General features: G+C 60.2%; 20 protein-coding genes and 8 tRNA genes. 8 read left to right on the forward strand and 20 right to left on the reverse strand.

The features are described from left to right. Positions 1 to 67: 67 nt before the first annotated feature. From AC0Z42_RS19475 to dbpA, 3 genes are all read left to right on the forward strand, one after another. On the forward strand, positions 68 to 1,720 hold the full coding sequence (locus tag AC0Z42_RS19475; RefSeq protein ID WP_485469835.1) for an acid phosphatase: 1,653 nt from the start codon (positions 68 to 70) through the stop codon (positions 1,718 to 1,720). 228 nt (positions 1,721 to 1,948) lie between these two features. Continuing rightward, positions 1,949 to 2,185, forward strand: coding sequence for a hypothetical protein (locus AC0Z42_RS19480; protein ID WP_485469836.1), 237 nt, complete (start codon positions 1,949 to 1,951; stop codon positions 2,183 to 2,185). A gap of 112 nt (positions 2,186 to 2,297) precedes the next feature. After that, positions 2,298 to 3,728: an ATP-dependent RNA helicase DbpA gene (dbpA, locus tag AC0Z42_RS19485; protein ID WP_485469837.1), complete on the forward strand. Its 1,431-nt coding sequence runs from the start codon at positions 2,298 to 2,300 to the stop codon at positions 3,726 to 3,728. 61 nt (positions 3,729 to 3,789) lie between these two features. Here dbpA and AC0Z42_RS19490 read toward each other — a convergent pair whose 3' ends face one another. From AC0Z42_RS19490 to AC0Z42_RS19500, 3 genes are all read right to left on the reverse strand, one after another. Then, positions 3,790 to 4,179: a hypothetical protein gene (locus AC0Z42_RS19490; RefSeq protein ID WP_485469838.1), complete on the reverse strand. Its 390-nt coding sequence runs from the start codon at positions 4,177 to 4,179 to the stop codon at positions 3,790 to 3,792. Positions 4,180 to 4,262: 83 nt separating this feature from the next. Beyond that, a complete protein-coding gene (gene cysS, locus AC0Z42_RS19495; protein WP_485469839.1) occupies positions 4,263 to 5,657 on the reverse strand; it encodes a cysteine--tRNA ligase in 1,395 nt (464 codons plus the stop codon). A gap of 240 nt (positions 5,658 to 5,897) precedes the next feature. Continuing rightward, entirely contained in the window at positions 5,898 to 7,145 is a 1,248-nt protein-coding gene (locus AC0Z42_RS19500) for an MFS transporter (RefSeq protein WP_485469840.1), read from the reverse strand. 108 nt (positions 7,146 to 7,253) lie between these two features. Here AC0Z42_RS19500 and AC0Z42_RS19505 point away from each other — a divergent pair, with 108 nt between their 5' ends. After that, entirely contained in the window at positions 7,254 to 8,093 is an 840-nt protein-coding gene (locus AC0Z42_RS19505) for an AraC family transcriptional regulator (protein WP_485469841.1), read from the forward strand. Between the two features lie 4 nt (positions 8,094 to 8,097). Here the strand turns inward: AC0Z42_RS19505 and AC0Z42_RS19510 are convergent, their stop codons facing one another. Both AC0Z42_RS19510 and AC0Z42_RS19515 read right to left on the reverse strand, forming a co-directional pair. Next, positions 8,098 to 8,550, reverse strand: coding sequence for an Ivy family c-type lysozyme inhibitor (locus AC0Z42_RS19510; RefSeq protein ID WP_485469842.1), 453 nt, complete (start codon positions 8,548 to 8,550; stop codon positions 8,098 to 8,100). A 63-nt stretch (positions 8,551 to 8,613) separates the two neighbouring features. Beyond that, positions 8,614 to 9,024, reverse strand: a complete 411-nt coding sequence (locus AC0Z42_RS19515; protein WP_485469843.1) for a hypothetical protein — start codon at positions 9,022 to 9,024, stop codon at positions 8,614 to 8,616. Between the two features lie 223 nt (positions 9,025 to 9,247). Here AC0Z42_RS19515 and AC0Z42_RS19520 point away from each other — a divergent pair, with 223 nt between their 5' ends. Further along, on the forward strand, positions 9,248 to 10,966 hold the full coding sequence (locus tag AC0Z42_RS19520) for a S41 family peptidase (protein WP_485469844.1): 1,719 nt from the start codon (positions 9,248 to 9,250) through the stop codon (positions 10,964 to 10,966). A 50-nt stretch (positions 10,967 to 11,016) separates the two neighbouring features. Here the strand turns inward: AC0Z42_RS19520 and AC0Z42_RS19525 are convergent, their stop codons facing one another. The 15 genes from AC0Z42_RS19525 to AC0Z42_RS19595 all read right to left on the reverse strand — a co-directional run bounded on the left by AC0Z42_RS19525 (position 11,017) and on the right by AC0Z42_RS19595 (position 19,488). Further along, a complete protein-coding gene (locus AC0Z42_RS19525; RefSeq protein ID WP_485469845.1) occupies positions 11,017 to 11,592 on the reverse strand; it encodes an elongation factor P in 576 nt (191 codons plus the stop codon). A gap of 135 nt (positions 11,593 to 11,727) precedes the next feature. After that, on the reverse strand, positions 11,728 to 12,894 hold the full coding sequence (gene earP, locus AC0Z42_RS19530; RefSeq protein ID WP_485469846.1) for an elongation factor P maturation arginine rhamnosyltransferase EarP: 1,167 nt from the start codon (positions 12,892 to 12,894) through the stop codon (positions 11,728 to 11,730). Between the two features lie 30 nt (positions 12,895 to 12,924). Beyond that, positions 12,925 to 13,572, reverse strand: coding sequence for a retron system putative HNH endonuclease (locus AC0Z42_RS19535; RefSeq protein ID WP_485469847.1), 648 nt, complete (start codon positions 13,570 to 13,572; stop codon positions 12,925 to 12,927). After that, positions 13,569 to 14,915 (reverse strand): AAA family ATPase, encoded by a 1,347-nt coding sequence (locus tag AC0Z42_RS19540; protein ID WP_485469848.1) that lies wholly within the window; start codon positions 14,913 to 14,915, stop codon positions 13,569 to 13,571. Before AC0Z42_RS19540 ends, AC0Z42_RS19535 begins: the two co-directional genes overlap by 4 nt. A 160-nt stretch (positions 14,916 to 15,075) precedes the next feature. Next, positions 15,076 to 15,151: transfer RNA gene (locus AC0Z42_RS19545), tRNA-Glu, on the reverse strand. 57 nt (positions 15,152 to 15,208) lie between these two features. Next, positions 15,209 to 15,284 (reverse strand) — tRNA-Glu (locus AC0Z42_RS19550). 125 nt (positions 15,285 to 15,409) lie between these two features. Continuing rightward, a tRNA-Glu gene (locus tag AC0Z42_RS19555) sits at positions 15,410 to 15,485 on the reverse strand. Between the two features lie 130 nt (positions 15,486 to 15,615). Beyond that, the gene (locus AC0Z42_RS19560) at positions 15,616 to 16,146 is read right to left on the reverse strand and encodes a hypothetical protein (protein ID WP_485469849.1); all 531 of its coding nucleotides are present in this window, start codon (positions 16,144 to 16,146) and stop codon (positions 15,616 to 15,618) included. Positions 16,147 to 16,335: 189 nt separating this feature from the next. Next, a tRNA-Ala gene (locus tag AC0Z42_RS19565) sits at positions 16,336 to 16,411 on the reverse strand. A gap of 49 nt (positions 16,412 to 16,460) precedes the next feature. Further along, positions 16,461 to 16,536, reverse strand: a tRNA-Glu gene (locus AC0Z42_RS19570). Positions 16,537 to 16,572: 36 nt separating this feature from the next. Then, positions 16,573 to 16,648: transfer RNA gene (locus AC0Z42_RS19575), tRNA-Ala, on the reverse strand. Positions 16,649 to 16,784: 136 nt separating this feature from the next. Then, positions 16,785 to 16,860: transfer RNA gene (locus tag AC0Z42_RS19580), tRNA-Glu, on the reverse strand. A 64-nt stretch (positions 16,861 to 16,924) separates the two neighbouring features. Beyond that, a tRNA-Ala gene (locus AC0Z42_RS19585) sits at positions 16,925 to 17,000 on the reverse strand. A gap of 88 nt (positions 17,001 to 17,088) precedes the next feature. Next, the gene (gltX, locus tag AC0Z42_RS19590) at positions 17,089 to 18,495 is read right to left on the reverse strand and encodes a glutamate--tRNA ligase (protein WP_485469850.1); all 1,407 of its coding nucleotides are present in this window, start codon (positions 18,493 to 18,495) and stop codon (positions 17,089 to 17,091) included. Between the two features lie 81 nt (positions 18,496 to 18,576). Beyond that, a complete protein-coding gene (locus AC0Z42_RS19595) occupies positions 18,577 to 19,488 on the reverse strand; it encodes a LysR family transcriptional regulator (RefSeq protein WP_485469851.1) in 912 nt (303 codons plus the stop codon). Positions 19,489 to 19,553: 65 nt separating this feature from the next. Between AC0Z42_RS19595 and lysA the strand changes: the two genes are divergently transcribed. From lysA to AC0Z42_RS19610, 3 genes are all read left to right on the forward strand, one after another. After that, complete coding sequence (lysA, locus tag AC0Z42_RS19600) at positions 19,554 to 20,828, forward strand: diaminopimelate decarboxylase (protein ID WP_485469852.1); 1,275 nt, start codon at positions 19,554 to 19,556, stop codon at positions 20,826 to 20,828. A 61-nt stretch (positions 20,829 to 20,889) separates the two neighbouring features. Further along, complete coding sequence (locus AC0Z42_RS19605) at positions 20,890 to 22,458, forward strand: phospholipase D-like domain-containing protein (RefSeq protein WP_485469853.1); 1,569 nt, start codon at positions 20,890 to 20,892, stop codon at positions 22,456 to 22,458. Positions 22,459 to 22,486: 28 nt separating this feature from the next. Beyond that, on the forward strand, positions 22,487 to 22,748 hold a 262-nt coding region (locus tag AC0Z42_RS19610), incomplete at its 3' end, for a hypothetical protein (RefSeq protein WP_485469854.1).

Consider the following 22,748-nt stretch of genomic DNA (forward strand, 5'->3'; position numbering starts at 1 on the left):
CAAACCTGACCGGCCACAAACCAAGCTGCTACAATTTCCCCCTTTGATTTTTACCCCGGAGATCCGTGTGAAACCCAACGACCCGCAAGCCCCGTCCACCGACCTGCCAGCCAATCCCGCGCGCCGCCGCATCTTCCAGGCCGCCACCGCGGTGGGCCTGGCGAGCAGCGGCCTGCCGGCCATGGCGGCGGCAAAACCGTCCGTGGTCAAGGGCTCGCTGGACGCCAAGCTGAAGGCGCACGTCAAGAACGTGGTCGTGATCTACCTGGAAAACCGCAGCTTCAACAACCTGTTCGCCAACTTCCCCGGCACCAGCGCGCCACTGTCCGCCGTGACGGCCGAACAGGCGCGGCAGCTGGACCGCAATGGCCAGCCGCTGGCGACCCTGCCGAAGATCTGGGGCGGCCTGGTGCCGAACCAGCAGAATGTCGGCGGCATCGACTACCAGATCAAGGAAGACCAGATTTCCGGCCTGGCCAACGCGCCCTACAAACTGAGCGACGCGGCCGGCAAGCCGCTGCCCGAAAGCATCATCACGCGCGACCTGGTGCACCGCTTCTATAACAACCAGATGCAGATCAACGGCGGCAAGAACGACGGTTTTGCCGCCTGGGCCGACAGCGGCGCTCTGGTGATGGGCCATTACGGCGAGACCTCGAAAAACCTCAACCTGTGGCAGATCGCCGAGCAGTACACCCTGTGCGACAACTTCTTCATGGCGGCCTTTGGCGGCTCCTACATGAACCACCAGTTCCTGGTCACGGGCCGCGCCAACGAATACTTCAATGCGTCCGAAACCGCAGCGAAGAAAAAGATCGCGGTGCTGTCGGACGGCCCGCAAGGCGTGCGCCTGGCGATCGCCGAAGACTGCCCGGCGTCTGCTTTGGACGGCAAGCCGAAATACGTCAACGACGGCGCGATCACCCCGGACGGCTACGCGGTCAATACCATGGCGCCACCGTATCAGCCCAGCTATATCCGCCCCGCCTACGACGGCGACCCGTTACATGCCGATCCGGCCGACGCCAATACCCTGCCGCCGCAAACCTATGACACCATCGGCGACCTGCTGTCGCGCAAGGGCGTGAGCTGGGCCTGGTACGGCGGCGGCTGGCAGGCCGCGCTCGATCACAAGGGCGGCGGCAGCAAACCGAACTTCCAGTTCCACCACCAGCCGCTGAACTACTTCAAGCAGTTCGCGCCCGGCACCGCCGCGCGCGCCGAGCACCTGCGCGATGGCGGCACCGGCGACAGCCCGATCTCGAACAAATTCCTGGCCGCTGCGGTGGCGGGCAAGCTGCCTGCCGTGACGTTCTACAAGCCACAGGGCAACCTGAACCTGCACGCCGGCTATTCGGACATCGAATCGGGCGACCAGCACGTGGCCAATATCATCCAGCACTTGAAAGAGTCGCCGCAGTGGAAGGACATGATCGTGGTGATCACGTTTGACGAAAACGGCGGCTGGTGGGATCACGTGGCGCCGCCAAAAGGCGACCGCTGGGGCCCGGGCACGCGCATTCCCGCCATCGTCATCTCGCCGTATGCGAAAAAGGGCGCGGTCGATCACAGCTTCTACGACACCACCTCGATCCTGCGCCTGATCACGCGCCTGCACGACCTGCCGCTGCTCGAAGGCCTGAAAGTGCGCAACGACGCGTTTGCGTCGCGTGGCGCCTTGCCGCCAGGCGACCTGACGGGCGCGCTGAGCTTCCGCTAAGCTTCCCACAATGCGGCATGCCTGTGATACACTGCGTGCCGCACTTTAGAATGGCGGTTCTGTTTCCTTCAGGCTGAAGTGCCCGGCAAGCAACCACATTTGAGCCCGACTCCTGTAGCCGGGCTTTTGTTTTGTGGGATTGGTTTGCAAAAGTGATCATATCGGCGGACAGCGGCTTGTTTGCTTGTCCGCTCCCCGGCCGTTTTGCCGGGGACCAGAGGTTCAGAAATGAGAGATAAAAAAGATAACGCCACCATCGACCTGCCCGGTTTCGGCCCGCCGCCAGCGCCTGATGCGCCAGAGCCAGCGCCCGAACCGCAGCGCCGCACGCGCGTGCGCAAGGCGGCCTTGAAGCAGGTGCAGCTTGAACTGCTGGAGCCGACTGATGCCTCCGGCCTGCCCGTCTGGACCCGCGACGAAGGCCTGGACCTGACCGGCCTGCCGATCTGGGCGCCTGATACTTGAATCAAGACGGCGGCTGTTTGCCGCCAGCACCACCCGCAACACCACCCGCACAAGGGCGTAGAACGCCTGTAGACTGTGCCCATCCCACCCAGTTTTTTACCGGCCACGCCCCATGACATCGACCACCGACACCACCAGCACGGCTTTTTCCAGCCTGCCGCTCACTCCTGCTTTTCTGGCCAACCTGGATTCGCTCGGCTACCACGAGATGACCACCATCCAGGCGCAAAGCCTGCCGGCGGTGCTCGACGGCCGCGACCTGATCGCACAAGCGAAAACCGGCAGTGGCAAGACGGCCGCCTTCGGCATCGGCATCCTGCACAAACTCAATCCGGCCTGGTTCGCGGTGCAGGGCCTGGTGATGTGCCCGACGCGCGAGCTGGCCGACCAGGTGGCCAATGAGCTGCGCCGCCTGGCGCGCGCGGCCGGCAATATCAAGATCCTGACCCTGACCGGCGGCGCGCCGATGCGCCCGCAGATCGCCTCGCTGGAACACGGCGCGCATATCGTGGTCGGCACGCCGGGCCGCCTGCGCGACCACCTGGGCCGCGGCACCATCAACCTGAGCCACGTGCAAACGCTGGTGCTCGATGAAGCCGACCGCATGACCGACATGGGCTTTTACGAGGAAATCGCCGGCATCGTCAGCGCCTGCCCGGCGCGCCGCCAGACCCTGCTGTTCTCGGCCACCTATCCGGAAGACATCCGCCGCGCCACCGCTTCCTTCCTCGTCAATCCGCTGGAAGTGACGGTGCAGGCGCAGCACGACAACGACAAGATCGAACAGCGTTTCTATGAAATCGGTTTCGACGAGCGCAATGGCGCCGTCGGCAAGCTGCTCAAGCACTTCAAGCCCGAGTCCACGCTGGCCTTCTGCAACACCAAGGTGCACTGCCGCGAACTGGCCGAAGAACTGCGCCAGCAAGGCTTCTCGGCACTGGCCCTGTACGGCGAACTGGAACAGCGCGAGCGCGACGAAATCCTGGTGCTGTTCGCCAACCGCAGCTGCTCGATTCTGGTGGCCACCGACGTCGCCGCGCGCGGCCTCGATATTTCGGACCTGGGCGCGGTGATCAACGTCGATGTGTCGAAAGACACTGAAGTGCATATCCACCGCATCGGCCGCACTGGCCGCGGCAGCAAAAAGGGCCTGGCCCTGTCGCTGTGCGCGCCGAACGAAAAGAAATGGGTCAAGCTGATCGAGCAGTACCAGAACAGCGCCGTCGAGTGGCACGACCTGAAAGAACTGCCGGAAGACGATGGTGTCGAAGCGCTGCCGGCGCCGATGGTCACGCTGTGCATCATGGGCGGCAAGAAGGACAAGCTGCGTCCGGGCGACCTGGTGGGCGCGCTGACCGGCGACGCCAAGCTCACCAAGGAACAGGTGGGCAAGATCAATGTGTTCGAGTTCATGACCTACGTGGCGCTGGACCGCACGGTCGCCGAAGCAGCCTTCAAGCGCCTGAACAACGGCAACTCGCTGGGCCGCGACTTCGGCAATATCAAGGGCCGCAGCTTCAAGATGCGGTTTATCGAGGCGTAAGCCTCGCTTGGTACCGGATTGTGCCGGGGCTTGCACGGCCCGGCGAATCCGACGCGCATGATCAAAACATCATTGGCAAGCCAAACAGCAGGAATACAAATAGCACGGCACTCGATACATGGGCCAGAAGGCTCAACACAGTGGCGCGCAACCATCCCGCAGGCAGGCCATTGCTGCGGATCGCGTTGCGTTGAAAATACCATGCGCAAGTGACGATGGGCCAGCACAGTATCACGTACGATGCGAGCTTGTCAGGCAATAGCGTGGACGGGGTCAGGCCGGTGATATTGGCGCAGGTCGTCAAAGTGGCCAGTGCCAGCGAATACAGGAAACAGTGACGCCAGCTGACGGTGATGCGGCGCATCAGCCTGGCGGCAAATTTGAGACAGAACGTAAATAAAAGCATTACCGGAAAAAACATCAGGCTTCTGTAGAACACATCCATATCCATGCAGGCACCGTTCCGGCAGATAAGAGAAGGTGATTGTACCTTGCCAAATCGGCCAGCTCTTTACGATTCGCTTGAAACGCATTTCAGCCAGCTATTGCCAGAGGCAAGCTGCGCGCCAGCGGCCCCTGCGCCGTATCTTCGATCTCATACCCCGCTTCACGTACCTTGGCGCGCAAGCCATCGGCATCGCCCCAGCGCCGCTCCCTGCGCGCTTCTTCGCGCTGCGCCATCCATTCGCGCACCTGCTCCGGCACCGCTACCACCGCCGGCTGCCAGTTGGCAAGGTCCAGTCCCAGCGCCGCATCAAACCGCACAATGGTGGCCTTTTTCACGCCATCGGGCAACTCGCTTTTCAGCAGTTCCCACAGCACTGCCAGCGCGCGTGGAGTGTTCAGGTCGTCGTTGATGGGGGCGGCGAACTTCGCCAGCCAGCCGGCATCGGCGTCGCCAGCAGCCTGGCCCAAACCATGCACCAGCGTGCGCAATCTCGATAGACCGCTGGCCGCCGCGCCCAGTGCTTCGTCGCTGAAATTGAGGCTGCTGCGGTAGTGGGCGCCCAGGCACAGGTAGCGGTAGGCCAGCGGGTCGATTCCCTGCTCGACCAGGGTTTGCAGGCGCAGAAAGTCACCTGACGACTTCGACATTTTCGCATCCTGCGTTTTCAAAAAAGCCCCATGCAGCCAGAAGTTGGCCAGGCGCGTGCCGTGGCGCGCCTGGGTTTGCGCGATCTCGTTGCTGTGGTGGACCGCGACATGGTCTTCGCCGCCGCAATGGATATCAAAATACGCGCCCAGGTGCTTTTCCGCCATCGCCGAGCATTCGATATGCCAGCCAGGGAAACCCAGGCCCCAAGGGCTGTCCCATTCCATTTGCCGCTGGCCCGGCGTGCCGCTGAACTTCCACAACGCAAAGTCGCAGATATCGCGCTTGTCGCCCAATTCCACCCGTTTGCCCGCCTGCAGGCCGTCGCGGTTCAATCGCGCCAGCTGGCCATAGTCCGGCTGGCGCGTGGTGTCGAAATAAATGCCGTCCTGCGTGCGGTAGGTAAAGCCCTTCGCTTCCAGGTCGAGGATAAATGCAATCTGTTCGGCGATATGGTCGGTGGCGCGGCACCAGACGGTGGGCGGCAGGATGTTCAGCAAAGCCAGGTCGTTTTCGAACGCCTGCGTGAACTGCGCGGCCAGCTGCCACGCCGACTGACCATTGCGGCGGCTGCGCGCTTCGAGCTTGTCGTCGCCGGTATCGGCGTCCGAAGTCAGGTGGCCGACGTCGGTAATGTTCATCACGTGCCGCACTTCGTAGCCATTGAAGGCCAGCGCACGGCGCAGGCCATCGACAAACAGATAGGTGCGCAGATTGCCCAGGTGGGCATAGTCATATACCGTCGGGCCGCAGGCATACAGGCCGGCCTTGCCGGCGTCTATCGATTCAAACGGGCGCAGGCTGCGGCTGAACGTGTCGTACAGGTGGAGTGTCATGCGGGTCTTTCGGAAGTGATTCGGCAAAAGAAAATGGCCACAGGTTTTTCAACACTGTGGCCATCGGAATGAGAATGAAAAGTTTAACGGCGCCGGGCCGCATCCTCGCGAAGCCACGTGGCCAAACACGTACACAGCGCGGCAGCGGCGCTGGAAACAGTGATCGGGAAGCGGAGGGAGGAGTTCATGAGCCTGACTATCGCATGGACTCTGGCGGGCAGTCAAGCCCGCCAAAGCCCGTTATTTTTTCGGCGCCTGTTCGATATGCGGCAGCAGCACCGTCAGAATACCCAGCAGCGGCAGGTAGGAGCAGATCTTGTAGACATAGGCGATGCCCGAAATATCGGCGATATGGCCCATGGCGGCGGCCGCGATGCCCGACACGCCGAACATCAGGCCAAAGAAAATCCCGGCGATCATGCCGACCTTGCCCGGCACCAGTTCCTGCGCAAACACGACGATGGCCGAAAACGCGGACGAGATCACGAAGCCGATGATCACCGTCAGCACGGCGGTCCAGAACAGGTCCACATACGGCAGCAGCAAGGTAAATGGCGCGGCGCCCAGGATCGAGATCCAGATCACGCGCTTGCGGCCGATGCGGTCGCCGATCGGGCCGCCCATGAAGGTGCCAGCGGCAATGGCGGCCAAAAACAGGAACAGGTAGAGCTGGGCCGCGCCGATGGTCAGGTGGAATTTGTCGATCAGGTAGAAGGTGTAGTAGCTCGACAGGCTGGCCATGTAGATGTACTTGGAAAACACCAGCAGCGCCAGCACGCCCAGGGCACCCATCACCTTGTTGCGCGACAGATTGGTGACATGGCCGCCCGCCTTCGGCTTGAAGCTGGCCAGGTGGCCGCTATACCAGCGGCTGACGCTGTACAGCACGGCTATGGCGAGCACGGCCAGCAGGCTGAACCAGGCGATATTGCCCTGGCCACGGCCCACGATCACGGCAGCGGCCAGCAGCGGCCCCAGCGCCGAGCCCACATTGCCGCCCACCTGGAACAGCGACTGCGCAAAGCCGTAGCGCCCGCCCGAGGCCATGCGCGCCACCCTCGACGCTTCCGGGTGGAAGGTCGAGGAACCGACGCCGATCAGGCCGGAGGCGACCAGCAAGGTAGGAAAGGTCGACACGATGGACAGCATCAGCACGCCAGCCAGGGTAAAGCACATGCCCACCGGCAGCAAAAATGGCAGCGGACGGCGGTCGGTGTACAGGCCGATCCACGGCTGCAGCAAGGACGCCGTGCACTGGAAGGTCAGGGTAATCAGGCCGACCTGGGTAAAGCTGAGGGTAAACTCGGCTTTCAGCATCGGGTAAATCGACGGCAGCAGGGCCTGGATCAGGTCATTGAGCAAGTGCACGAAGGCAACGGCGCCCAGTATGTGCATGGCCAGGCCGGACTGCTGCTGGGAAGAAGACATGTTCTTGGCCGGCGCAGCAGGCGTGGCAGGCGGGGCCAGGGTATCGGTAGTGGTATGCATGGTGCTTTCAGGATCGTGCGGCCCCTGGAACGGGCCGGCAGGAAAGCCAGTATAGTATGGGCGTCGAACTGACCACTTCCAATAATCGTCGCCCAAGTGACAAAAACCATGCAGATCACAAACCCTGCCCTGGCCGATGCCGACGGCATGCCATTTACGCGCAGCAGCAATTCCGGCGATTACCAGCATGTGCCGCGCCCGGTAGCGGTGATGTCCAGGCAATATGATGCCGCCGCCTACACGCCGCCGCACAGCCATGTGCGCGCGCAACTGCTGTTTGCTACCGAAGGCGTGATGCGCGTAACCACCGAGCACGGCGTGTGGATGCTGCCGCCACGCCGGGCCTTGCTGATACCCGTGGGCGTGGTGCATGAACTCGATATCCTCAGCGCCCTCAGCATGCGCACCGTGTATATCGATGCGCAGGCCGCTGCCGTGTTCGGCCCGGCCTGCAAGGTGCTGGAAGTGAGCCGGCTGCTGCGCGAGCTGATCCTGGCGCTGCTGGACGAAGAGGTGCACTACGAGATCAACGGCCGTGGCGACTGGCTGGCCAGCCTGATCCTGTCGGAACTGGCGCGCGCCGACACGGTGCCGATCGCCATTCCCTGGCCGCGCGACCGGCGCCTGGTGGCCGTCTGCACCGCCATCATGGCAGCTCCCGGCAGCCGGCGCAGCATAGAAGACTGGGCGCAGGACGCGGGCGCCAGCGCGCGCACGCTGATCCGATTGTTTCCGCGCGAGACCGGCCTGCACTACCGGCAATGGCTGCAGCAGGTCCACCTGGCCGAGGCATTTTGCCGGCTCGACCGTGGCGAAGGCGTGGGCGCCATCGCCTTTGCGCTTGGCTATGCCAGCCCCAGCGCCTTTAGCGCCATGTTCCGCCGCATCCTGGGCCGCACGCCCCAGCATTACCTGAGCGAATGGCGCGGCGCCGACCAGGCGGGCTGATGTCTCAGTTATTTTTCAGCAGTGTCATTTCAGCAATGCTGGGCGAACCAAAATAAATGGTGTTGACCTCGCCTGCCTGATCGAGTCCTGTGTACATGCCGGCCATGCTTTTTTCAGCCGGATCGTATACCAGCATGAAACGGTGGCCGCAATTGTGCGGCTCGCATACGCTGGTGAGCAGGCGCGGCGAACCATCGATATCGACAGGTGTGACCGGTGTCGTCACGCCGTCGGGCACCCAGCGCGGACGGCGGATATTGGCTTTCTTCAGTTCGATCAGGAAGGCCTGCCGGAAGGCGCGATCGCTTTTATAGACTTCAGGAAAATAGGGGCAGTCGCTAACCTCCTGGCAGGCCAGCGCCTGTTCGAGCGGCGCTATCGGCGCGGCGGCGGCTTGGGCCGGTACGTTGCACAGGGCCAGGCTGGTCAAGAGCGGGGCCAGCAGTCGAGTGGGCATGGCAACTCCGATGAAAAAACATGGAGTCCAGCATAGCAGAATGCGTGATTGGCGGGAGCCGCCTTACAGCGAACAGCGAATACCGACCACGCCGTTGACCTTGCCTTCGGGCCAGTGCACCTCGCGCCAGCGGAACACGCCGGGCGCAACAAAGATCAGTTGCCACTCGACCAGCTTGCCGTCACTCGTGCGGCGGGTTTCATTGTCGTAGCGCAGCGTCAGGCTGCGTTCCGTTTCCGCCAGCACCGTGGCGGCAAAACGGTTGGTTTCGCCCAGCTTGCTGACCCAAGTACGGTCATTGAAAATGGCCAGTTTCTGGCGATCATCGGACAATTGCATGCGCGACAAGCGCCGCGCGCCATCGCAAGCGCTGTTGGCATTGACGCTTTCGGCCCAGCTGCCGGACAGCTGCGTTTCATCGAAAGCAAGGGGTGCAGCGGTCACGGCGGCACTGAGCAGCAAGGTGGCAAGCATGGAGATCGAGAGTCGCTGAAAATAAAACAAGTTTACAGCATAGCAGTGCTTGCATAAAAATATTGTTACAAAGAATTAAATTAATGTAAAAATTTGCAGCTTGACGTGCGCTGCCAAGCGGTAACGGAAGTAGCATGGCGCCTGCGTCTTTCACACCCAAAAACAATTCCGGGCCCAGCGCGAACGATAGCGCATCAATGCTGTCAATTTTAATAATTCAAAAATGACCATCACACAATCAATTGCAGGCATCGCTATGCTGTTTGCGCTCACATGCAGCGCCGCTGGCGCGCAAGACAAGCACGCCGGCATCGACAGTAACCATCTGTTTGACAATGGCTCAGGAGTGAACACAGGCGATCTGAACAGTGCTCAAATGGAGAATCTGGCTGTGCTGGGCAAGGTATGGGGCTTCGTGAAGTATCACCATCCGGCCGTGATATCGGGGAAAGTGCAATGGGACTTTGAACTGCTGAAAATATTGCCAAAAGTCCTGGCTGCGAAAGATCAACCCGCAATCAATTTGATCTTGAAACAGTGGCTCGACAGCATGGGCAGTATTGCCCCTTGCGATCCATGTGCGCATTTTTCGCCAGACAATCTGTATATGCGACCTGCGCTCGGGTGGATAGATGATTCCACTTTTCTCGATGACGGTTTGCGCCAGCGATTGAAGCATATCAATACGAACCGGCCAGCCAGACAAGAACATTTTTATGTCAGCCAGACTCGGCTGGGAAATCCCGATTTTTCCAACGAGGCAGATTACAAATCGATTCATTTTCCCGATGCCGGTTTCCAGTTGCTGGCATTGTTCAGGCTCTGGAACATTATTGAATACTGGGCGCCCTATCGCGATTTACTCGACGACAACTGGGATCAGGTCCTGCAGGACGCCATTCCCGGCATTGCAAAGGCAGGCAGCCGGGCATCATTCGAGCTCGAAATGATTTCTGTCATCGCCAAAATCCGCGACACGCATACCAACCTGTGGAGTTCACTCAATGCCCGTCCGCCATATGGCAACTGCACACTTCCTGTCAGCTTGCGCTTCGTGCAGGGGTACGCGGTAGTTGATCAAGCCGATACTGCCTCTGCGCTACAGGTGGGAGACATCATTGAGGCGATGGACGACCATGACGTGAAGAGTTTGGTCAGCGCCTGGACACCGTATTACCCCGCATCGAACGATGCCGCGAGATTGCGCGATATAGCGCGCAATCTTGGTACCGGCGCCTGCGGAGCGGCGACAGTCAGAGTCAAGCGGGGCGCCGATCCACAGACACTCTCGATGGACAGAGTTCCTAAAAATACAATCAAAAAAAGATCTACCCATGACAGGCCCGGCGCGACGTTCCAATTGCTGAACGATGAGGTAGCGTATATCAAGCTGTCATCCATCAGAACTGCAGATATTCCATCGTATCTGGCATCGGCCCGCACAACGCGAGGCGTCATTATCGATATACGAAACTATCCCGGGCAATTTGTTCCATTCGCCCTGGGGCAGCATTTCGTCAGAGAGCCTTCAACCTTCGCCCAATTCACCGTCGGAGAAATGTCCAATCCCGGCGCATTCCGCTGGGGACCGAGCGCAACAATACAGCCCAAAGCCCCTTACTATCCAGGCAAAGTCATCATTCTGGTCGACGAAATGTCGCAGAGCCAGGCAGAGTACACTGCGATGGCATTGCGGGTATCGCCGAACGCGCGGGTAATCGGAAGCAGGACGGCCGGAGCAGATGGCAATGTTTCCCAGATACCGTTGCCTGGTGGATTAAGCACGATGATCAGCGGCATCGGCGTTTTTTATCCCGACAGGCAGCCCACGCAGCGAGTGGGCATTATTCCGGACGTCGAAATTCTTCCAACGATCGAGGCAATCCGGGCAGGTCGCGACGAGGTGCTGGATGCCGCCATCAATGAAATACGGCGCAGATAAAAAAAGCGCCACCCGGAGGCAGCGCTTCTTTTGAAAACCAGAACGGCGTCTTAGTTACGGACGACGCGCTTGTATTCGTTGGTACGCGTGTCGATTTCGATCACGTCGTCTTGTGCCACGAACAGTGGCACTTGCACGGTGTGACGGTGTGCATCGATAGCGTTTTCGATCTTGGCTTCTTTCAGGACGTTGCCCGAAGTGTTGCCTTTGACTGCAGGCTCCGAGTACACGACCTGGCGAGCGATGGTGGTTGGCAGTTCAACCGAGATTGCCTTGCCATCATAGAAAATGGCTTCGCATTCCATGCCATCTTTCAGGTAGTGCAGCGCTTCGCCCAAGTTTTCTTCTTCGATTTCGTACTGGTTGTATTCGGTGTCCATGAACACGAACAGCGGATCGGCGAAGTACGAGTAGGTCACTGGCTTTTTATCCAGAACCACAACGTCGAACTTGTCGTCGCCGCGGAACACGTTTTCCATTGGGGTGTTGGTCAGAAGATTTTTCATCTTCCATTTGTAGGTGAAGCCCGTGCGGCTCGAACCGTTGACATCAGAACGCAACACGATCATAGGCTTGCTGTCGACCATGATGATATTGCCAACACGAATTTCTTTTGCGGGTTTCATAGAAGTGTACGTAAAAAGTGGGTTGCATGAAGACCATCTGCCGCCGGAGCGCCATCGGCGCCGCAGGCTTGCGTTTGATCGGTTTAAAATCTGTCAGAAATAACCGGGCATTTTACCTCAATTTCGGGCCAGCGCCTATCGTGGCAAGCGCGCAAACGCCAGGATGTTGCCGGCCAGGTCGCCATTGCCCAGCATCAGCGCCTGCCAGGCCCCTGCCCTATCGGTGATGCGCGGCATGTCTGCCCGTAACGCCGGCCACAGGCCAGGCCAGGCCTCTGCTGCCGTACTTGCGCCATTCCAGTACAGGCTGGCCTCGACCAGACTGTCGATAACGCCGTGTGCATCAGCCGCGTAGCGCTGCAAGAAAGCGCGCAGTTTGACGTGATGCAGGTTTTCATCTTGCGGATAGATATGCCACACGAAAGGCTTGCCGGCCCATTGTGCGCGCACAAAGGAATCCTCGCCGCGCACGAAGTTGAAGTCGCAGGCCCACAGCAAGCGGTCATAGTCATCCTGCGGCACAAAAGGCAGCACGCGCAAGGTCAACGCGCCTTGCGTGCGCACCGCTCCCGCGACGGCATCGGCGCCGATAAAGGCGCTGACAGCGTCGAATGCCACCCCTTCAGGCACCAGGCACAGCATGGGCTCGCCACCACCTTGCCAGCTGGCCAGCAACTCGGCCACCGGCGCATGCGGGTAGCAAAATAGCGACACTTTGGTCGCCGCCATCTCCTGCGCAGTGACGCCAAACTGCGCCAGGAAGGCGTGCATCGCTGCCGGATCAGCCTGGAATTGCCGGCGCCGCTCTTCGAGCCCCGCTTCGCGCAGCAGGCCACCGGTTTTATCGGTAAAGCCTGGAAAGAAAAAGTGCTTGATCATGCCGTGGCGCGGCGACGTCAGCTTGTGGCAGCCTTCGACCCACTCTTCCGCCGTCAAGCCTTCCAGGTTCAGCCACACGGGATGCGGCTGGCGCTGCGCCATCGCCGCGATATACCCGGGCGGAATATCGCAGGCAAAGAATTCGATGACGATATCGGCAATATCCTCGGGCATAAAGTCGCCATCCTGGCTGCGCCAGTGCCGCACGGTGACGCCCGCTGCCGACTGGACATCGAGCGTCACATCGATCTGCGGGCAGATGCGCTTGAAACTGGCAAGGTCATCGACCCATAAGGTAACAAGCACGCCATATTCAGCCTGCAACTGGCGCGCCAGGCGCCAGCAGATGCCGATATCGCCGTAGTTGTCGACGACTTTGCAGAAGATGGCGAGGGTATTCACTGGGACTTTATCGGTGGACATATTGATTCGCGGCGCACATAAAGGCCGCGATTATGCCATTGATGCCAGCATTTGCTCAGCGTATCGCGCAATCACATGCGCCAGATCCTTCACCTTGCCGTCTGCATTGGGCTGGCGATGCGCTTCACAAATAGACGCCAGCTCATCAACAGAAAAGAAAAGATCATCGGGAAACAAGCCTTCCAAGGCCTCCTGGCGTCGATTACGCAGGTATTTTCCATCCAGAGCCAGTAATGCAATCATATAGATTGCGCTTTTATCACCTGTACCTGTTGGCAAGATCTGACCATCGACGGCATACAGGAAACGTTGCTCACAGCCAGGATCGGATGGCGCGATGTGCAGCGCCTCATCGAATTTTCCGCCTTTCGCCTGCCCGCAGTGCAGCGGAAAACGCGGCTCGACAAGCGTATTGCAAGAGCAAAACAGGTTGGCGTAATCCAGGTCCAGTGCCGGGTAGCTGTTTTGCGGCCGATAGTGCTCGATATGACTAGCAGCCTTTTCCACCTGTCGGCCGCAGTAGCAGCATACCCAGCCTTGCTCTTTCAGTAGCGCAGCATGCAGCTCGCCCTTTTCGGGCTGCTGCAAATCGCCATAGGCAGGCGCCCATCCTTCATCACCCTGAACCTTCCACAGCTCGAATGCCGGCGGAGCCTGGCCTTTGCCTACGTATTTCATCGCCCAATGATTTCCTTGCGACTGATAATGGCTTCGGCGCGCCCGACTTCAGGCAGGTTGGGCGCAAGCGCGGACAAAGTGGCAATGTGTTGGCGCGCCACGGCCAGTTCATTGCGCGCCAGCGCGGCGAATAACTGCGTCAACTTTTCTTCAATCGGCTCCGCGCGCATGGGAGCGTCCATCACCTCTTCCAGGATCTTGCTTGAATCAAGTCCGTAGCTTGCCTCCGGATGTGCCGTTCCTTCGACATCGAGCAAAATGATTTGTTCCGGCTGCAATTCCCCCAGCACCTGAGGCGAATGGCTGGACACAATAAACTGCAAGGACGGAAATGCCTGCTGCAAGCCGCGCGTGAGATCACGCTGCCAGCGTGGATGCAGGTGCATGTCCAGCTCATCGACCAGGATCACGCCTGGCGTATCGCGTATGACCGCATCACCCAAATGCGGATTGAGCAGGCAAAGACGACGTGCGATATCGACCAGCAAGCCGACCACGGATTTCTGCCCATCGCTGAGGTTGGAAAATGGCGAAGCCGGTTCAAAGGCATCATTTTTTTCCAAAAACAGGGTGCGCTGCTTCATGTCATAACGCAGCCCTTTGTAGCCAGGCAACACGGCTGCCAATGCACCATTGACCAAGGCCAGCTCATCGTCATCAATCGCATCAAAAGCGATGCCCGATTCCGACGATTTTTGATAGCGCTCCAGGCATTTCCCGATCACCCAGTTTTGCAGCGACGATGCGTCGAGCGAAGCATCCCACCAGCTGCTGTAGGCATCGAAGCGTGAATTACGCTCTTGCGCGGCGTGCAGTTCATCGGGCTGGCCTTGATCCCAGCTGCGCCTGGCGCGATAGAACAAGAGCAGAGGCAAAGTCTGTTGAGATTCGCCCTCCATCAGCTCACGACTGAAATCTCGTCTCAGGTACGAGGGGAAGATGCTGGAGAGTGATTCATACCCATTTCTCTGACGTCCCTCTCCTCCGACCTGCTCATCAAGCTGCGCCGGTGCGATAGGCGACTCCTTTTTCATACCCCAGTGAGCCAGTTGCTCGAATACCTCCCCCCACATCTGCACCTTCAGTGGATACTGAGGCTCAAAGCGAACCTGATGGCCATTCGGCACAGGCTGCAAACGCGCAAGGGCGGCATCCTTCAGGATATCGGGGCTTTTAACTTGAAGAAATTGCGTGAAGCCCATAAAGGTCTCGCAGATGGCATTCAGTATCGTGGTCTTGCCGCTACCGTTAATGCCGGCAAGCACATTGAAGCGCGCATGAAAATTGATTTTCAGGTCGCTGTAACGGCGGTAGTTCACCAGTCGAACGGTATCGATCTTCATGAGCGGTTCTCTGTAGGTGCGTCAAGCCGATGTCGGCATCAGTGCCAGCCATCGGCATGATCATTATAGTATCGGGATGGCGGATGCAGGAAAATGCGCACGAAAACAAAAAAGCCGCACTGTTACCAGGCGGCTTTTTTGTTGGCTGAATCAGCCGGTCTGGCGTCCCCAAGGGGATTCGAACCCCTGTACTCACCGTGAAAGGGTGATGTCCTAGGCCTCTAGACGATGGGGACAGAAACTCTGTCCTGGATGCGCTGCTTTGCATCCGGCCTTGCTTTGCTACTCGAATCTGGCGTCCCCAAGGGGATTCGAACCCCTGTACTCACCGTGAAAGGGTGATGTCCTAGGCCTCTAGACGATGGGGACAGAAATCTGTCCTGAATGCCGTGCTGCGCATCCTGACCCGGTACTGCTGCAATCTTGCAGAAACAAAAAAAGCCTGACTTGTCAGGCCCGTTCAGCACTGCAAAATACGTTACAACTAAAAATCCTGGCGTCCCCAAGGGGATTCGAACCCCTGTACTCACCGTGAAAGGGTGATGTCCTAGGCCTCTAGACGATGGGGACCTGTGCTGGTTTTACTCTCAGCGGACTCTTCGTTGAAGGCTTTGCTTGGCCCCTCAAAAAAGCGTGCGCGAAGTATAGCACGGGGTGATTCATGAAATCAACTGCCGGCCATCTTATTTTCCAGCTTGTCTCAAACCGGCTCGGAGGCATGCGATTGCATCAGTTGCTCAATTTCGGACGCATCCATGGCCAAATCAATTTTGAATGGCGTATAGGCCGAACTGCTGACAACAAGATGGCGCCCGTCTCGCGCTGCGAGCCTGATACCAGCCAGCAACTTGGCCACATTATGATTCAATTCAGGCGCAGCCCCGAGCGTGGCCGCATACTGGATCGAATGCGGGCCTGAGCCCATGAACAAGGCACTATCCGACGAGGACTCCTGCCACTCTTCCCGCCACAGCAATTCGATGGATGCCAGCACAAACGGCAGTTCCAGCACCCGCCAGTCAAAAGCATAATGTTCATGCACCTGTTGCAAGCAAATCGGAAATACCTCGAACCACCTCGCCACCGAAACTTCCTCAACGGCGAAATTGATCACCTCGCCGCTATCGAGCAGGAAGGAGGCAAAACTGTATTCCGAGTGCAGCGCCGTAATCGCACATCCCTTGAGCTTTGCGGCGCCGTCATAAGAATTCACTATTTTCGAGTAGGGCATGCTGTTCGCTTCCATTGGCATCAAAACAATGACATGAGACAGGGATTGCTCCACCAAAACCTACGCCATAAAGTCCACACATGCGCGCTGACAGCCTACCCCTAACCTCGAGGATGTAAGGCAATTAATTTACAGACGTAAAAAAAGCCGCTCAAGGCGACTTTGATTACCATGTGTTTTCTGCGCTGTTGGTGGAGGTAAGCGGGATCGAACCGCTGACCTCTTGCATGCCATGCAAGCGCTCTCCCAGCTGAGCTATACCCCCCGGGCGCAGAAACACTGCTACTACTTTTACTACCAACACCAGACCGAACTGGCGTCCCCAAGGGGATTCGAACCCCTGTACTCACCGTGAAAGGGTGATGTCCTAGGCCTCTAGACGATGGGGACCTTGGAACTACCTTTGCTACTTTACTTCTGCGCTGTTGGTGGAGGTAAGCGGGATCGAACCGCTGACCTCTTGCATGCCATGCAAGCGCTCTCCCAGCTGAGCTATACCCCCTTGGGCGCAGAAATAATAAAAGCCGCACTTGGCGACTTTGTTCCACTACTTGCTTTCCATCCAGAACCTGTCTTTTAACCGGCCTGAACTTACAACAATCAGTACAAACAACTGCCACTACTATAACACAACTACCTGGCGTCCCCAAGGGGATTCGAACCCCTGTACTCACCGTGAAAGGGTGATGTCCTAGGCCTCTAGACGATGGGGACCTCGGAACTTCTACCGCTACTGCACCACTTCAACGACAAACAAAACATACCTCTGTTTTGCTGCTGGTGGAGGTAAGCGGGATCGAACCGCTGACCTCTTGCATGCCATGCAAGCGCTCTCCCAGCTGAGCTATACCCCCGTTGGTGCAGAAACAAGAGTATAGCAAAGAAGTTTCACTCTGCAAATACCCTTTTTCGCCCATGACACACTTTTCACGGGCGAGGGTTTCAGATCCAGCCAGCCAGGCGCGCCAGCACGGTCTCGCGGCCGAACACCACCACCACCTGGTCAATCGCTGGCGTCTGCAACTGACCCGTCAGAATCAGGCGCAAAGGCATGGCCAGCAGCGGCATCTTGATGGTGTTGGCGGCCAGCACTTCCTTGATCATGGCGGCCACCGCCTCCTTGCTCCACTCCACCGTGGCGATGCGCTCGGCAAACTGCGCCAGCACCGGCTTGATTGCGTCGGTAATGTGCTGCGCGACCAGCGCCGCGTCTGGCTGCGGTTCACGGAAGAACAGCATCGAAGCAGCGGCCAGCTCATTGATGGTATTGGCACGCTCTTTCATCATGCCCAATACCAGCGCCAGCTCGGGCGCGCCGTCGAATACTGCACCCGCCTCCACCATTTGCGGGCGGGCCAGGTCGGCCAGGCGGGCGTTGTCGGCCTGCTTGATATAGTGGTTGTTCAGCCAGGCCAGCTTTTCATTGTTGAACTGGGCGGCGGACTTCGACAGGTGGTTCAGGTTGAACCACTCGCAGAACTGTTCGGTCGAGAACACTTCGTCGTCGCCGTGGCTCCAGCCCAGGCGCGCCAGGTAGTTCAGCATCGCTTCCGGCAGGAAGCCCTGCGCCGGGTAGTCCATCACGCTGACGGCGCCATGGCGCTTCGACAGCTTCTCGCCGTCCGCGCCTAAAATCATCGGCAGATGGCCGTACAGCGGCAGCGGTGCGCCGATGGCGCGCAGGATATTGATCTGGCGTGGCGTGTTGTTGACATGGTCGTCGCCGCGGATCACGTGGGTGATCTGCATGTCCCAGTCGTCGACCGCCACGCAGAAGTTATAGGTCGGCGTGCCGTCCGGGCGCGCGATCACCAGGTCGTCCAGTTCGCGGTTCGAAATCGTGATGGCGCCCTTGACCACGTCGTCCCAGGTCACGTCGCCATCGAGCGGATTCTTGAAGCGCACCACGGGCTTGCGATCGCCGGGGATGGCCGGCAGGGTCTTGCCCGGCTCCGGACGCCAGGTGCCGTCGTAGCGCGGCTTTTCGCCGGCGGCGCGCATGCGCTCGCGCATCGCTTCGACTTCTTCCGGCGACGAATAGCAGTGGTAGGCCGTGCCTTCGGCCAGCATCTGCGCCACCACTTCGCGGTAGCGGTCCATGCGCTGCATCTGGTAGAACGGGCCTTCGTCGTGGTCCAGGCCCAGCCACTTCATGCCTTCGATGATGGCTTGCACGGCTTCCGGCGTGGAGCGCTCCAGGTCCGTATCCTCGATACGCAGCACGAAGGTGCCGCCGAAGTGACGGGCGTAGGCCCAGCTGTACAAGGCGGTGCGGGCGCCGCCCAGGTGCAGATAGCCGGTCGGGCTGGGAGCGAAACGGGTGCGGACGGGAGTAGCGGTGGTGGTCATCGAAGTAATCAGGCCAAATTAAGTAAAACGCCATTTTACTCTGTTGACCGGCGCCGCTCCACTTGCGCATTTCGTATTACCCTACAGCGCCAGCAGCCGCCGTTTCACCTCGTCCGCCTGCGCATACAGCGCTTGCTCGAACAAGGCGACCAGCTGCGACAGGGGCCGGTGCAGCGGCTTGACGATATTCACCGTGAACGGCAGCGAGACGGCAAAGCGGCGTATCTGCAAGCCTTGGCCCGCAAAGTCCAGCGCCGTCAACGGGTTGACGATGGCCAGGCCCACGCCTTCGCGCACCATGGCGCATACCGACGCCGCGCTGTGCGTGTCGAGCGCCATGCGCCGCTCCACGCCGGCCTGGGCAAAGATGGCGTCGATCTGCTGGCGATACGGGTCGACCGCCGCCAGGCTGATAAACGGCAGGCCGTCGAAATCCTCCGGCGCCAGCACGGTTTTATGCGCCAGCGCATGGCCGTCGGGTAGCACGCACACTTCATCGACCGACATCAGATTGGCCAGCAGCGTGCCGGGTGGCGCGTTGCCCACCTCTGTCAGGCCGAAGTCATGGCGCTGGGCCGACAGCCATTCTTCCAGCAGCGGCGACTCCTGTGGCGTAATGCTGATGCTCACGTTCGGAAAATCCGCGACGAAGGACTTGCAAGCCTGCGGCAGCAGCGATTGTGAAAACACCGGCAGGCAGGCGATCGACAGCTGGCCCTGGTCGAACTGGCGCAGCGCGGCGGCCGTGCTGACGATGCGCTCCAGGCCAAAGTAGGCGCGCTGCACTTCCTCGAACAGCTGCAGGGCCTGGGCGGTGGGGCGCAGCCGGCCGCGCTCGCGCTCGAACAGCGTCAATTGCGTCAAATATTCGAGTCGCGCCAGCTCGCGGCTGACGGTGGGCTGCGAAGTATTGAGCATGGCGGCGGCCGCCGTCACGCTGCCGGTGGTCATGATGGCGCGGAAAACTTCGATATGGCGCAGGGAGATGGACATAGGTCATATCATAAATGAATAATGTCGCCTCAAATGGATATTTTATGTTTGGATCGAAAAGCGTGATGATGATGCCATTCACCCTCACACGAAAGCGCACGATGAAGCCCGTCAACGACCAGACCCTCGCCCAACTCGCCCAACAGCACGGCACGCCCCTGTGGGTGTATGACGCGGCCACCATCCGCGCGCGCGTCAAACAGCTGGCGCAGTTTGACACGGTGCGTTTTGCGCAAAAGGCCAACTCGAACATCCACCTGTTGACACTGATGCGCGAGGCGGGCGTGCACGTGGACGCCGTCTCGCTGGGCGAAATCGAGCGCGCGCTGCAGGCCGGCTACACCCCGGCGCAGACCAACGGCGCGGCCGGCGTGGTATTTACCTGCGACCTGTTCGACCGCGCCACCCTGGCGCGCGTGGTGGAAGCGAAGATCGAAGTCAATTGCGGCTCGGTCGACATGCTGCGCCAGTTGGGCCCAGTCTCGCCCGGCCACCGCGTCTGGCTGCGCATCAACCCGGGCTTTGGCCATGGCCACAGCAACAAGACCAATACCGGCGGCGAAAACAGCAAGCACGGCATCTGGCATGAAGAACTGCCGGAAGCGCTGGCCGTGATCCGCGCGCATGGCCTGCACCTGGTCGGCCTGCACATGCATATCGGCTCCGGGGTCGACTACAGCCACCTGGAAACCGTCTGCGGCACCATGGTCGGTCTCGTGAAAAACATGGGCCACGATATCGAGGCGATTTCCACCGGTGGCGGCCTGTCGGTACCGTATCGCGACGGCGAGAAGCCGGTCGACACCAACCATTATTTCCAGCTGTGGGATGCGGCGCGCAAGCAGATCGAAGCGCACCTGGGCCACCCGGTCCACCTGGAGATTGAACCGGGCCGCTTCCTGGTGGCCGATGCGGGCCTGCTGGTGGCCGAAGTGCGCGCCACCAAGCAGATGGGCGGCAACCATTTCACCCTGCTCGATACCGGTTTCAATGAGCTGATGCGCCCCGCCATGTACGGCAGCTACCACGCGATGACGGTGATCGCGCACGATGGCCGCGCACTCGATGCCCAGCGGGCCACGGTGGTCGGCGGCCCGCTGTGCGAATCGGGCGACGTGTTTACCCAGCGCGATGGCGGCGTGGTCGAAACGCGCCTCTTGCCGGCGGCACAGGTGGGCGACTACGTGGTGTTCGAAGGCGCTGGCGCGTATGGCGCGTCGATGTCGTCGAACTACAATAGCCGCCCGCATGCGGCCGAATACCTGGTCGACGGCGATGCGTCCCGTGTGATTCGCCGTCGCCAGACGGTGGCCGAGCTGATCGCGCTCGAATCGCTGTAAGCGGACGGTGCGCTGTCGAGCGCATCTGCTAACATCGGGTCAACCTTGATGAAAGCTCGCCATGCCCAGCACCACCCTGCTCTCGCGCCGTGTCAGCGCCCTGTTTTCGGCGGCGCTGTTCGCTGCCTTCCTGCTGGGCGGCTGCGCCGAACTGCCCTCGCTCGAGGGCCGCACGCCCAGCCTCACCCTGACCGATACAGCGCAGACGAAACTGGCCCAGGCCGTGCTGCCATTGGCGTCCCAGCATCCGGGCGTCTCGGGCATCCATGCGCTGCTTGATGGACGCGACGCGTTTGCCGCGCGCGCCCTGCTGGCAGCGGCCGCCGAGCGCACGCTGGACGTGCAGTACTACATCTGGCACAAGGACATTACCGGCACGCTGCTGTTCGATTCCCTGCGCCAGGCAGCCGAGCGCGGCGTGCGCGTGCGCCTGCTGCTCGACGATAACAACACGGCCGAACTCGACGACACCCTGACCCTCTTGGCCAAGCAGCCCAACCTGGAAATCCGCCTGTTCAATCCGTTCGCCCTGCGTTCGCCGCGCGCGCTGGGTTTCCTGACCGATTTCTCGCGCCTGAACCGGCGCATGCACAATAAATCGTTCACGGCCGATAACCAGGCCACCATCGTTGGCGGGCGCAATGTGGGCGACGAATACTTTGGCGCCGCCGGCGACGTGCTGTTTGCCGACCTCGATGTGCTGGTGATCGGCCCGGTGGTGGGCGCCGTGTCGCACGACTTCGACCGCTACTGGAACAGCCCTTCGGCCTACCCGGCTACTTCGCTGATCAAGCCGCCAAAGACGGGCGACGCCGGCGAGATCGCCCGCGAAGCGGACCGCATCGACGACACCGAGGCCGCCGAGGAATATGTGCAGGCCATGCGCACCTCGCCCTTCGTCAAGCAACTGATAGACGGCCAGCTGCCATTCGAATGGGCGCCCACGCGCCTGGTCAGCGACGATCCGGCCAAGGTGCTGGACAAGGCGCGCCCCGGTTCCGGCGTGGCGGCCAATCTGCAAAAGCTGCTGGGCGTGCCCGGTACGGAACTCGATCTCGTCTCGCCCTATTTCGTGCCCGGCAAATCGGGCACGCAGGCGTTTTCGGACCTGGCTAGGCAAGGTGTCAAGGTGCGCATCCTGACCAACGCGCTGGAAGCGACCGACGTGGCGGCCGTGCATGCGGGCTACGCCAAATGGCGCAAACCGCTGCTGGAAGCGGGCGTGACCCTGTACGAATCACGCCGCTCGTGGGACGAGGGCGACGCGCGCGAAAGGACCGGCCGCTTCGGCAGTTCGGCCTCGAGCCTGCACGCGAAAACCTTTGCCGTCGATGACCAGCGCATCTTTGTCGGCTCCTTCAATTTCGACCCGCGCTCGATAGCCCTGAACACCGAGATGGGCCTGGTGATCGACAGCCCGGCACTGGCCGGCAAACTGGGCCATGCCATGCGCAGCACCATCCCGCAGCGCGCCTACCAGGTGCTGCTGAGAGACGACGGCGCGCTGTACTGGATCGCGCGCGACGCCAAGGGCGGCATCACGCGCTACGACACCGAGCCGGGCACCAGCGTGTGGAAGCGCATGGGGGTGTCGATATTGTCGGTGCTGCCGATAGACTGGCTGTTGTAATAGCGACGCGGCACGTGAGCCAACGGTGATGTCGGATTACGCGGCTTCGCCGCTAATCAGTTTTACGACGGCACATGAGCCAACGGTGATGTCGGATTACGCGGCTTCGCCGCTAATCAGTTTTACGATGGCACATGAGCCAACGGTGATGTCGGATTACGCGGCTTCGCCGCTAATCAGTCTTACGACGGCACATGAGCCAACGGTGATGTCGGATTACGCGGCTTCGCCGCTAATCAGTTTTACGACGGCACATGAGCCAACGGTGATGTCGGATTACGCGGCTTCGC

This window comes from Janthinobacterium sp. 1L-D-8-B-C4 (genome assembly GCF_057291295.1).